The sequence below is a fragment of the Sphingobium sp. genome, from assembly GCF_032153725.1.
Classification (GTDB): domain Bacteria; phylum Pseudomonadota; class Alphaproteobacteria; order Sphingomonadales; family Sphingomonadaceae; genus Sphingobium.
This window is the reverse complement of record NZ_JALDYQ010000008.1, coordinates 71975-83961: the sequence shown is the minus strand read 5'-3', so window position 1 is coordinate 83961 and position 11987 is coordinate 71975. Positions and strand designations below refer to the sequence as shown.

At 57.8% G+C, this 11987-nt stretch carries 13 protein-coding genes; 6 read left to right on the top strand and 7 right to left on the bottom strand.

Features of this window, described 5'->3' with window-relative positions; all coding sequences use genetic code 11:
* Positions 1-411, top strand: a 411-nt coding sequence (locus RUH75_RS04835) for an EthD domain-containing protein (protein ID WP_313802707.1), incomplete at its 5' end; no start/stop codon positions are given.
* Between the two features lie 55 nt (positions 412-466).
* Positions 467-1237, top strand: coding sequence for a glucose 1-dehydrogenase (locus RUH75_RS04830; RefSeq protein ID WP_313802705.1), 771 nt, complete (start codon positions 467-469; stop codon positions 1235-1237).
* Between the two features lie 34 nt (positions 1238-1271).
* Here the strand turns inward: RUH75_RS04830 and RUH75_RS04825 are convergent, their stop codons facing one another.
* Positions 1272-1841: an NAD(P)H-dependent oxidoreductase gene (locus RUH75_RS04825; protein WP_313802703.1), complete on the bottom strand. Its 570-nt coding sequence runs from the start codon at positions 1839-1841 to the stop codon at positions 1272-1274.
* Between the two features lie 41 nt (positions 1842-1882).
* Here RUH75_RS04825 and RUH75_RS04820 point away from each other — a divergent pair, with 41 nt between their 5' ends.
* A complete protein-coding gene (locus tag RUH75_RS04820) occupies positions 1883-2302 on the top strand; it encodes a winged helix-turn-helix transcriptional regulator (RefSeq protein ID WP_409592320.1) in 420 nt (139 codons plus the stop codon).
* A gap of 120 nt (positions 2303-2422) precedes the next feature.
* Here the strand turns inward: RUH75_RS04820 and RUH75_RS04815 are convergent, their stop codons facing one another.
* The gene (locus RUH75_RS04815) at positions 2423-2926 is read right to left on the bottom strand and encodes a flavin reductase family protein (protein ID WP_313802701.1); all 504 of its coding nucleotides are present in this window, start codon (positions 2924-2926) and stop codon (positions 2423-2425) included.
* 132 nt (positions 2927-3058) lie between these two features.
* Between RUH75_RS04815 and ribB the strand changes: the two genes are divergently transcribed.
* On the top strand, positions 3059-4162 hold the full coding sequence (gene ribB / locus RUH75_RS04810) for a 3,4-dihydroxy-2-butanone-4-phosphate synthase (RefSeq protein WP_313802699.1): 1104 nt from the start codon (positions 3059-3061) through the stop codon (positions 4160-4162).
* Positions 4163-4315: 153 nt separating this feature from the next.
* Here the strand turns inward: ribB and RUH75_RS04805 are convergent, their stop codons facing one another.
* Positions 4316-5014, bottom strand: coding sequence for a TetR family transcriptional regulator (locus tag RUH75_RS04805; protein ID WP_313802698.1), 699 nt, complete (start codon positions 5012-5014; stop codon positions 4316-4318).
* A 237-nt stretch (positions 5015-5251) separates the two neighbouring features.
* Here RUH75_RS04805 and RUH75_RS04800 point away from each other — a divergent pair, with 237 nt between their 5' ends.
* Positions 5252-6166, top strand: coding sequence for an MBL fold metallo-hydrolase (locus RUH75_RS04800; RefSeq protein ID WP_313802696.1), 915 nt, complete (start codon positions 5252-5254; stop codon positions 6164-6166).
* 52 nt (positions 6167-6218) lie between these two features.
* Here the strand turns inward: RUH75_RS04800 and RUH75_RS04795 are convergent, their stop codons facing one another.
* Positions 6219-7454: a cytochrome P450 gene (locus RUH75_RS04795; protein ID WP_313802694.1), complete on the bottom strand. Its 1236-nt coding sequence runs from the start codon at positions 7452-7454 to the stop codon at positions 6219-6221.
* A 123-nt stretch (positions 7455-7577) separates the two neighbouring features.
* Positions 7578-8681: an aromatic ring-hydroxylating dioxygenase subunit alpha gene (locus tag RUH75_RS04790; protein ID WP_313802692.1), complete on the bottom strand. Its 1104-nt coding sequence runs from the start codon at positions 8679-8681 to the stop codon at positions 7578-7580.
* Positions 8682-9673: 992 nt separating this feature from the next.
* Between RUH75_RS04790 and RUH75_RS04785 the strand changes: the two genes are divergently transcribed.
* Positions 9674-9925 carry a hypothetical protein gene (locus RUH75_RS04785; RefSeq protein ID WP_313802690.1) on the top strand — a complete coding sequence of 84 codons (252 nt, stop codon included), beginning with the start codon at positions 9674-9676 and terminating at the stop codon, positions 9923-9925.
* 596 nt (positions 9926-10521) lie between these two features.
* On the opposite strand, the gene RUH75_RS04775 is transcribed toward RUH75_RS04785, so the two are convergent.
* Positions 10522-11094, bottom strand: a complete 573-nt coding sequence (locus RUH75_RS04775) for an NADPH-dependent FMN reductase (protein ID WP_313802688.1) — start codon at positions 11092-11094, stop codon at positions 10522-10524.
* Between the two features lie 46 nt (positions 11095-11140).
* Positions 11141-11974, bottom strand: coding sequence for a phytanoyl-CoA dioxygenase family protein (locus tag RUH75_RS04770; protein ID WP_313802686.1), 834 nt, complete (start codon positions 11972-11974; stop codon positions 11141-11143).
* Between the last annotated feature and the right edge of the window lie 13 nt (positions 11975-11987).

Below are 11987 nucleotides of genomic sequence, written 5' to 3'. Positions count from 1 at the left end.
GCGCGGAATGGGCCAATGCAAGCTAGTCAATCGGACAAGACTTTCGGGGAGAAGCGGATGTTCAAGGTCGTAGGGCTTTTCAAGCGCAAGCCAGGCATGTCGTTCGAGGAATTCAAGGATTATTACGAGAATGTCCACGCTCATCTGGGTACGCCCGTGTTCGGCGCGGGTGGCGTCCAGTACATGCGCCGCTATCTGACGCCGATCCCCAATCCGCTTACCGGCGAGGCAGCGGAATCCGATTGCGACGTCATCATGGAAATGTGGTTTAAGGACAAGGACCACTTCGAGCAAACAGTGGGCGCCCTTCAGGAGCCTGAACTGGCGCGCCGTATCGCAGAGGATGAGCCCAAGCTTTTCGACGTGGGCAAGATCCGGATGTTCTTTGACGAGGAACATGTTTCCGCCTGAAGCGAAACGGGACGGCATTTGGTGCACCATCGTCGCGCCGGGTTTGGAGACAATCATGACTGGAAGCATGCAGGGCAAGGTGGCGCTGGTAACTGGCGGCGCGTCGGGAATTGGCAGGGCGGCGGCGATCATCTTTGCGCGCGAAGGGGCGAGCGTGACCATCGCCGACACCAGCATCGAACCAGGGGAAGCCGTGGCGCAGGAAATCCGTTCCGCCGGGGGCAACGCCATCTTCGTGAAGACCGATGTGACCTGCGAGGATGACATCCGCAAGATGGTCGCCAAGACGGTGGAGACCTTCGGAGGGCTCGACGCAGCGTTCAACAACGCCGGCACCAGCGGTTCGTTTTCGACAGCTGCCACTTGCACTAACGAGGAATGGGACCGCGTGATGGATATCAATGCACGGTCGGTCTCGCTCTGCATGAAGCACGAGATTCCCGAACTGCTCAAGCGCGGCGGCGGCGGCATCCTGAACACGGCCTCACGCGCCGGAGACAGCGGTTCGCCAAACATGTATACCTACATCACCAGCAAGCACGCCGTGGTCGGCATGACCCGGGCGGCGGCGATCGATTTCGCCACGCGCGGCATTCGCGTGAACGCGCTGTGTCCTGGTTTCACCTACACCGGAATGATCGCCGACGCCGCCAAGGGTGCGGGGCTTCCTCCGCTCGAAGACGTGGCCAAGCTGATGGTGCCGATGCAGCGCATCGCCGAGGCGGAAGAACAGGGTGAAGTCGCCGTCTTCCTTTGCTCGGATCGCGCATCCTACATCACCGGCCACGCGATGCCGGTGGACGGAGGTATGTCAGCCACGCATTGAAACGGTGCCCGCAAGGGCAGCGCCGTTGCCATGTTCAGGCGGCTATCGGCGCTATCTGGCGGGCCTGTTCAAACGCGACCGTCAGCGCCGCCTGCTTGGCCTCCTCACCGTAAGCCACGCCTTCGACCACGATCACTTCCGGTACGATTCCCATGAATCCGAAGATGTCGCGCAGATAGGTTTCGGCATGCTCCAGGGCTTCGGTCGGGCTGCCCGCGCCGTAAAGGCCGCCGCGCGCAAGTACGGCGATCACGCGCTTGGAGCCGACCAGTCCCTCGGGACCTTCGGGGGTGTAGCGGAAGGTCTGTCCGGCGATCGCGATGCGGTCGAGCCATGCCTTGAGCTGGCTGGGGATAGTGAAATTGTACATACCGGCACCGATCACGACGATATCGGCTGCGAGAAAGCTCTGGAGGACCTTATTCGACGCGGGATCGGCCAGAACGTCCAGCGTGAGATGGGCCGGCGGATCGATCGCGAGATCGACATAAGTGGATTCGAGGCTGGGATCGGCCGCGGTGAGCTGGGTAACCACGGCGGCGCTGATCGCGCGGCTCGTGGACGACTCGCCCTGGATGCTGGAATCGAGATGAAGCAGTTTCACTGAGGCAAACTCCGGTCTACAATTGTTACCGGCCTCAAAATATGGAGCTGCCGGTCAGTTACCAAGAACGCATTTTTTTAGGGCCAAGGCATATGAATATGACTGCTTCGGATAACTCGCAGGAATGTCGCTCCGTGCTCGAAGTCCTGAGGCGGATCGGTGATAAGTGGACCGTAATGGTCGTCATGACGCTTGGCGAGCGACCGAGACGCTTCAACGACCTTAAACGGGCGATCGACGGAATTTCCCAGCAAATGCTCACGCGCACGCTGAAGGCGCTGGAGCGCGACGGCATGGTGTATCGAACGGTTCATCCGACCGTGCCGCCTCAGGTGGAATATCAATTGACCGAATTAGGTTACTCGCTATCCGAGCCCGTTCTTAGGCTCGTCGGATGGGCGCGTGCTAATGTTGAACCCATCTGGAACAACAGAGCCCGCTATGACAATGCGTTCTCCTGACTGCGCGAACAATGAAACCGAAATGGATCGCGTCAGCCGCGATCCATGGTTCATAAATTTGAACACGAGCCGTTCGCGAATAAAGTCGCAATCTTGTCTCAAGATATCGAGCAATCCCACTCACCCGACCGTAAACTGAGCCTCGGACGGGTGGAGGGAGCTGAACTGGCCGCGATGAAAGATCATCGGCCGCCCCGACGCGGTCGCCGAGAGCTCGATAACCCGCCCCATGACGAGTTCGTGATCACCTGCCTCGACGATGGCATGCAGCGTGCAGTCGATCCAGGCGACCGCCTCGGCCAATCGTATCGGCCCCTTTGCGCTGTCCGAAGCCAGGAGCGTGTCGTATGGTTTTGGTCCCTTGGCGGAGAGGGCCTTGCACAGTTCGTGCTGTGTGACGTCCAGCACATTCACCGTGAATTCCTGCGTGTCGCGCATCGCATTCCAAGTTTCGGAAGAGCGCGCCGGAAAGAAGCCGACCAGCGGCGGATCGAGCGATATCGAGCAGAAAGAACCGACGATCATTGCGACAGCGCTTCCGGGGCGCGTTCGAGCGGTTATCGCACAGACGGACGTCGGCACCGAGCCGAGGGCCTGCCGCAACAAGTTCGTATCGATCGGCATGTTTCCCCATTTATTGATTTCGCATTTGCGCGTAATGACTCATTTGCAATAATTATCTCAGGTAATAAATAGAAATGTGCCGCAGGCCCGCGATCGATGCGGGCACCGCAAGGCGAAGCAGAGGAGAAGTGCATGGAAGGGTTGGCGACGATCGAGGAGATTCTCGACGAGGCGCGCAACGGCAGGATGTTCGTGCTCGTCGATGACGAGGATCGCGAAAACGAAGGCGATCTCGTCATCCCGGCCCAAATGACGACGCCAAATGCGGTTTCCTTCATGGCAAGCCACGGCCGGGGCCTGATCTGTCTGGCGATGACGCGATCGCGCGCCGATGAACTTGGACTTCAGATGATGCAACGCAGTTCTTCCGGTGCGCAAGACACCGCGTTCACCGTCACCATTGAGGCGCGGGAAGGCGTGACCACGGGGATTTCGGCGGCGGACCGCGCACGCACGATCCTCACAGCGATCGACGGAGCGAAAAGAGCGCAGGATATCGTCTCTCCCGGTCACATTTTCCCGCTGGTCGGGCGCGACGGCGGCGTGCTGGTACGGGCCGGACATACTGAAGCGGCGATCGACATCTCCAGGCTAGCCGGGCTCAATCCGTCCGGTGTAATCTGCGAGATCATGAATGACGACGGCACGATGGCGCGCCTGAACGACCTGATCGGCTTTGCTGGCCGGCATGGCCTCAAAATCGGCACGATCCGGGATTTGATCAGGTTTCGCAGACGCCACGACTATCTGGTGGAGCGCGTCGCGAGTTCGACGTTTGTATCGGATTACGGCGGACAATGGTCTTTGTACAATTACCGCAACAGGATCGACGGAAGCCAGCACCTGGCGCTTCAGAAGGGTTCTGTGGATCCGATGACACCCACGCTGGTGCGTATGCATGCAATCTCGATATTCGGCGACACCCTCGGACAGCCCGGGCCGCGCAAACGGCTGCTGCAACGATGCATGATGCAGATTGGAGAGCGTGGTGCCGGCGTGATCGTGTTGCTGATGCCGACGCCCGAGGGCAGGCTCACCGAAATGGTCCTGTCGGGCGGCGAGGACAAGCATGAAGCACTTAAGGACTATGGCATCGGCGCGCAGATCCTCGCGGACCTTGATATTCACGACATGGTGCTTTTGACGAACTCGCACCAGAACATCGTGGCCCTGGAAGGCTATGGTCTGAAGGTGGTTTCCGAACAGCCCATCATCGAAGCTGAAAGCTCTTTATGACATCAGACCGCTCGGCGACCCGAGGCCCAATTACACGTAGGTTGATCACATTCCGGGCGAGACCATCGGCGGGCCTTGGAGCCGTCAAAATGCCACTGATGGTATTGGCCTTGAGTGGAGTCGAGGCCTCAAGTTGGCCGCGGCACCGGGCAATCATGTCGTTTGGCGAACGCTCGGCGTCGGCGCCCGCCTGTCGCTGCTGACTCGATCGACGCTTTCTCTCTGCTCCAGGAAAATCAGTTCGCATATGAAGTTATTTAGCCTGTGTATCTCAGCCGCGCTTGTGGGGTCCTTATATGTCAGCCGGCTATAGCCCTGAGAGAAAGCGAAGAACGTGCTGATACCACCGGTGATAAGGTAGTAAATATGCTCGGGTGCCGCGTTGATGATGGCGCCTTCCTCTTGGGCGGCAATGATGGTATCCATAGTTTTCGAGAAGAACTTACGGACGAATTTGTCCAGGAGCCAGTCCATGCGTGTGGAAGCCTGCGTGTTCTGCTGAATCAGAATTCTGAAGACTTGCGGCGTCGTGGACGCGGACTTTACAAATGACCTAATCAGGCTCCGCAGTTGATCGGATGCCGAACGATCCTTGGCGGCCTCAAGAGCTTCCTCAATGTCATCGACGAACTCGCCGTGAAATTTTTCCATCATGGCGAACCAAAGCTTTTCCTTGGTCTTGAAATGATAGCTCACCAGAGATTGCTGCAATCCTGTAAGAGCAGCAATCGACCGGATCGAGGTGCCCTCGTATCCATTCGCACTGAAGCGATCGAGCGCAACATCGAGAATGAGTTCGCGAACCCGCGTGGCGCGCTCCGGTCGCTTCCTAAAGGGTTTTGCCGTGTCCATTCCGTTTGTTCCCCGCGACTCGATTGCATAAGATGATTGTGACATGAATGCGTAGAAAATAGCTCACGAGATCAAATCGTGTCTCCGGTTGGCAATCGGCAGGATTTCCGACGAAAATGATCTCGTCCACGGAACCGGCCTTGAAAAATTACAAATTATGCTAGATGATAATTACCGGAGCGTAGGGCCAGTTCACCTTGCATGCGGTCTACGTCGTAAAATCCGGGGAGAAGGATCTTGTGTGAATTTGTAGTGGATGGCTTGCCGAAAGCGGCCGTCGGGTTTGACATTCCGGAAAAGGGATATGTCGTTACCGAGATGAGCCCGGGCTTGTTCTGGGTCGGCGACGGCGTCTACTGCGGCATGTTCGTCGTCCACGATAGCGGCGTCATCGCCTTCGACGCGCCTCCCGCCATTGGCGCCAACTACCTCGCCGCCATCGCGGAAGTCACCGACAAGCCGATTACCCATCTGGTTTACAGCCACGCGCACAGTGACCACATCGGGGCTGCGCATCTGTTCCCGAAGAGCATCGAGATCGTGGCCCATGCGGCCACAACCGAGTATCTCCAGCGCAAGCAGGACGGGCGTCGGCCGATACCGACGCTGTCGATCGAAACGGCGCATCACGAGATGGAGATTGGCGGCGTCACGCTTCACCTCGATTATCACGGCATCAACCACGACGACGGCAACCTTTTCATGTACCTGCCCGGGAAGCGGGCGCTGATGTTTGTCGACGTCATCTATCCCGGCTGGATTCCCTTTAACCGGCTGGGTATGGCAGCCGACGTGCAAGGTTTCATGGCTGCGCACGATCACGCGCTGAGCTATGACTTCGACCATTTCGTCGGCGGCCACGTCAATCGGCCGGGCAATCGCGAGGATCTCGAAATCGCACGTGGCTACGTCCACGATCTGCATGCCGCTGCACGCAATGCAATTGCGAACATGGGAGTGCCGCCGACCGGCGCGAGGCCGGGGAATCTCAACATCTGGCAGATCAGCAATACCTTATTCGACGGCATCGTCGATGCAATGATCGTTGAAGTGGCCCCTAAATGGCGCGGCCGCCTCGGCGGCTTCGACGACTGCATTCGCGAGAATGCATTTCGGATGATGTCCGCCATGATGGTAGAATTGCCGCAATGATCGACAGCGCGCGGATCATCTAATGCTTCGCGCGCTGCCTGCCTTGATCTCGTCAGTTCTCTGACAGGCGAACCATGAGCCGGCGGATCATGCGGAAGGTGGACGAATATACATATTCCGGCCTACTGATAACTTCGAATTCCAAATCCCGATTGAGGAATTCCTCCCACAGAATCCGCAACTGCATCTCCGCGAGACGGGCGCCCAGGCAGCGGTGAATGCCATGGCCGAAGCTAAGATGAGTCCCAGGGCGCTGCCGGTCGATGATGAACTCATCAGCGCGATCGATGACCTCCTCGTCCCGATTGGCCGAAACATACCACAGGATGATTTTGTCGCCCTTGCGGATATGATGCCCTTTGAAATCGACATCTTCCAGCGCGTTGCGCCGCATGTTCATCGACGGAGTCTGCCAACGCAGCGACTCCTGGACGAATGAAGGGATGAGCGAGCGATCGGCGCGCAATTTCTTCAACTGATCGGGATTATCCCAGAGCGCCGCCAGGCCGCCGCTCATCGTGTTGCGGGTCGTATCATTGCCACCGACGAGGAAGGTGATCAGTGTACCCATCCGTTCGCGGAACGGCATCGCGTTCATGATGTCGCTATGGGCGAGAATGGAGATGAGATTCATTGCGGACGGCTGCTTCGCGCGGTCCTCCCATAGTTCCATCATGCGTTCCGCGAACTTGCGCTTTTCGATCTCTCGCTCCTCTTCAGAGGAAACGGGGCAGGTCGGATCGTCGAGAAAGGCAACCGTCACTTCGGACCAGAAGATGAGCTTGCGTCGCTCTTCCTGAGGAAAGTCCATCAGCGCCGCTAGCATCGTCGAGGTGATCTCGATCGATACGCGGTCGACCCAGTCGAACGCTTCGCCGCGCGGCAGGCCGTCGAGAACCTCGATAGTCTTGGCGCGGATCATGTTCTCGAACTGCGCTACCCCGCGCGGTAGACCTAGTACATTGAATACAGCCCGATGCTGGGTATGATCGGGCGGATCCATCATGAAGAACGTGCGCATCCGTAGTTCGTCAGGAACCTCATACAACTGGATACCACCCGCTCGAGAGTCGGAGGAAAAAACTTCGGGACGATTCTCGATATCCTTGATGTCCTGAAACTTGGTAATTGCCCAGTATGGCCCGTAAGGACTTTCCTTGACATAGTGGATCGGATCGTCACGCCGCAAAAGTGCAAATGGTTCCTGCCATTCATCACGCTGGTAGGTTGCCGGATCGCTGATCAACTCGTCAATTTTTCGCCAGTCTATCTTTTGATCAATAGTCATTTCGTTTTCCTCGACTGGGTTATAATTTCCTGTCCTGGGATCTTTCGCGAAATCACCGCGTGACAAACTCACGCAGAGACAGGGACAGCGGGCGACCGCGAAGCGAGACAAGTGCCTCGAGACTCACGCCAATGTCTCCGCTTCCTGCTTATGCGCGTCGGCGCCTCCAAGTGGCTCCTCGCTTGCACGCTGCTGTTCCGCCTCCGCCATATCGGCGAGGATGCGCCGCACAAGGATCCCGGACTTGTCGGCGCCGACACTGATTTCGCGAAAGTCCTCGTTCTCGGCCCAGACCTCTTCCACTTTCTCTAGAAGCGTCTTGTCCTGCCCAAAGATCACTCCGAACTGCGAGCGCATGGCCTCCTGCAATTCTCGGTTTCCGAGGTTGGTGTCCATAGAAACCACCCAAAAATAGTGCGTCCCGGTTCTGGACGAAGGGGTCAGCGCATGGATGAGGGTGGTATGCGCTACTCTCTCACCAGGCGGCAAGACTTCATCCTGGGCCGTCACGAGCCCGATGTTCACAGAGGGCACGTGACAGTACCAGTCCGTGACACGCGATACGCGGTGATCGGGGTCGAAAACGCCAGGCATGATCGACGGATCGACGTCATCCTCGCGCACCACGACGCCGACGCGACTGCCGTCGCGATAGTGCCGGTAATCCACTTGGTCGAAGTCCTGAGCGCCGAAGCCGCCGTCATGAACGAAGGGAACGTGAGTCAGATCGAGCAGGTTCTCATGCAAACGAGCATAGTTGCAACCGCTGTGCATATATCCGCTGATATGTTCGTAGCCGGGATCGTCGAACCAGGGGATGTCGGGCAGCAGGCTAGTATCAGCCGACTCGGTGTCCCCAGTCCAGATCCACACGAATGGCCGGCGCTCAATCACCGGGTATGTCCGGACCCGAACCGAGCTGGGGACGGCCGACTGCGACGGGATGCGCACGCAGCGGCCATCGCTGTCGAAGGTCATGCCGTGATAACCGCATACCAGCGTATCGCCTTCGCGCCGGCCTTTCGAGAATGGCAGTGAACGATGCGGACAACGGTCATCCATTGCGGCGATCGATCCATCCTCCTTGCGGTAGAGCACTGTCCGTGTGCCCAGGATAACGCGGCTAACTACATCGCCATTGCCCAGTTCTTCGCTGAAAGCTGCAACGTACCACGCATTGCGGATCAGCGGAGTACGGTGATCCGCAATATCGACGCGCTGGCCCATTTCTGTATCCTCTGCCCTTTGGCGCACACGTTGCTCGCTGCGCTACTCTATGAAAACTCATGAACGAAATCGAGGCGGCTGGCCTCGAGCCCTCGCCCCTAAAACTACTCAAATGATCAGTTTTGTCAAACTCAAATAGCGGGCTGGGTGAGTAGGTCGCATGATGAACCGGCGCGGAAGTGATCCACCCGGGGTACGCCTTTCTGTCTGAAATCGGCGCACTCGTCGTACCCTTCGCTCATGTGCGTTCTCGTCAAACGGCGGTATGCCGTTGCATTGGCCGAGGACCGAGGAGGTCGATAAACGTCCATGTACATGATCGGAGAGCAAGGGGCCGGTGAGGCTTGCGATTACCCATCAGCCGCGAGTTCGGCATATCAACGAGGCGCGGTAAGCCGCGCCTGACAATTGTGTTCCCAGGGGTGGTGGATCGGACGTCCTTCCGAGAGAGCCGCCGACACGAGCTAGCTTGGTGAGGTAGAGCTGCAGCGTGGCGCCGGCTTGCTCGACGATTTCTACCATCGCCGATGAGGCGACCGAGGATCGCGACTTCTCATGCGGTGAACGCGATTGACGGCTCTGCTTCCGGGGCGGCAAGTGCCATTATGGTCACTCTAAACCGCTCCAGACTGACAATCCAGAAGAGCTGAATAAGGTTCGCAGCTGAATTGGAGTGTTGGCCGTGTTATCTTCAGAACGGCGTTAGCACTTCGCTTTACTTTACTTCGCTTTACCTTCCTTTACTTTACTTGACTCTAGTTTACTTTGCTTTGATCGAGACCCGCGTTGTGTTGATATTGCTCTTGAGATGGACGGTCCCTTAAACTGTCGCGGTTCGAGAATTTGACCGCCGCAACGTTGAGAGAGAGGAAGTTCCTCGTCGGTAACGACCAGACTGGAATGCATCAGTCATCGAAGCGCCTACGTATCCGCCCTCAGCACATATCAACCGTTTGCGGACGGGCGGCTACCCCGTCCGCGAAGGTCAGGGCATGATCTGGATGTGGCTTGGCAGGGGAGAAGCGCCCGCGTTCCACGATCTCGTTTTCACCGATTTTCTCGATGATCATGTGATCGCCGCCAGCATGCCGCTTCATTGCTGTTGGCTTTCTGCTCAGGAAACATTCTGCGACATCTTCCATACCCAGATCGTCAACAATGACACGGTGCGCGCGTCGACCCGCAGCCACGTCTATTCCTCCGACAGCAAGCGCGCGCTATGGATTGAAGTACGACTATGCTGAAATGCTGGTCGAGCGCACGTCAGAGATAGCCGGGCTTATTCGAACAGCAAATAAGGTATCAAGTGTGCAGCCCGGCGCGTGTCGTAGAGATGCCGTAAGGGTGTTGGCACGCAGGGAAGAGGTAGACCCGCCGAGAGCCAAAGCCACTACGGCGGTGAAATTCATGCCGTCGCTGCCAGCGGGTTGAATCCGAAGTAGGCGTCGGCAGGCGTCCGTCCACATGTGCCGAACGAGGCATTATTGCATTGCAAGAGGCCACATAGGAACCCAAGCGAGGCGCGAGCCGTGCTCACCGTGTCATAGTCCTTGAGTTAGACCTCTTCATATTTGACCGACCGCCACAGCCGCTCAACGAAGACGATCTCGCGCCAGGCGTCTTTGCCATCCATGCTGATGGCTATCTTGTGCTTCGCCAGCAGGCCGGTGAAGTTGGCGCTCGTGAACTTGGTAAATCTATGCAGAATACCGTTGGAATGTCAGTCCAAGCACTATCTGCGCCGCCCGATCGTGAAAAGTGCGCGATCACGATCATGTGGTTGATGGGCATTTCCTTGTGCTAACGCGAGGACATGGAATGGATTTGCTAAGTGTGTGATTCAGATAGTTGTGCGATCCGTGATTTGCGCGAGACGCATGACCTGGCTTGCCTGCGCAACAATAGAGGCCCTCACGCTTTCGTCGGAGACTGCCTCGCCGTCGAAGAGTTTTTGGGCGACGGTATTTACGCAAATCCCGACTGGTGTTGGCCAGCCGCGCATCGCATGAACAATGCCCCGCAAAGCGGCAAGGGTGACGCCGCCCGCTTGCCAACCGGCCGCGGATACGATGAGCCCTACCGGCAGACCATCGAAATATACTCGTGCGTCACGGTTAGTGTCTTCGAGCAGATCTATGGCATTCTTAACCAGGCCCGAAACACCACCATGATAGCCGGGCGTTCCAATCACCAAACCATCAGCGGAACGAACAGTATCCACAAAGGTTTGTTGATCAGCCGTGCGTTCGGGATTCTCCGGCGCGAAGTGTGGCAATGCTGCCAGCTCTAGCCCGCCGAACATGGTCACCCGCGATCCAAGTTTCTCCGTCTCGCTGAGCACGGCGCGGACGAGCCTCTCGCTCGACGAGCCGGCTCTAGTGGTGCCGCCGATACCGACAATGTGAGGCTTCATGCACGCTGTACCTTTCGTTTTGCTTTTATCTGGCCTGAGACGCCGGCTATCCCAGCGCAGGGAAAAAATGGGGGTCCACCGGAGCGCCTCGGTCGCCGATTTCGATATCCTCCGGATACCAAAGATCTTCGATGGTGTCGGGAGCATAGATAGCATCCCGGCCGAGGTAACGGACCGAAACGGCGACGCGATCATTCTCCCCGGCGTTGCTCGTCGACCGGTGTAACGTTCTGGGGTGATGTATCAGGCAGTCGCCGGGTTCCATATCCCAACTCAGGAAGCGTTCCGGCTCAGCGGCGCGGATGGCGTCCATATCCGGAGCGTCGACTGTATTACGCAGGGACTTAAGGCCGAACGGAGTATAAAGGTCGGGGTCGCGATGCGAACGAGCCACATATTCGAGGCCGCTTGCGTCACGCGGAACAGGGCGGAACGGTACCCAGATCGAAAGTATGTCGGCACCGTCGAACGGCCAGTATGGGAGATCCTGGTGCCATGGGGTTGCCATCTGTGCCGTGCTTGTCCCGTCGAACTCCCCAGTCCCCCGATGTATCTTGATGAACATCTGATCGTAAAAGTAACGTACGGTAGGGGTGTTCATCAGCGCGCCGGCCAGACGGGGCAGCGGACTCTCAAACGCATATTCGCGAAACTGATCAAGGCTGAGCGCCATGCCTATCCGCTCATGGCCTCGCGGAGGCCTGGCGACTCCGGCCCAGCGTCGGCTGATATGCTCCGAGGGATCATCGGCGAGGCGGAGACAAGCCTCCTCCATACGCTTGCATGTGTCGAGGTCGATGACTCCGCGCACGCACAACACACCGTCGCGCTGGAATGTTTGGATCTGTTCATCCGTCAAGGGATTTGCTGCATCTTTCATGGCGTTTCTCCAA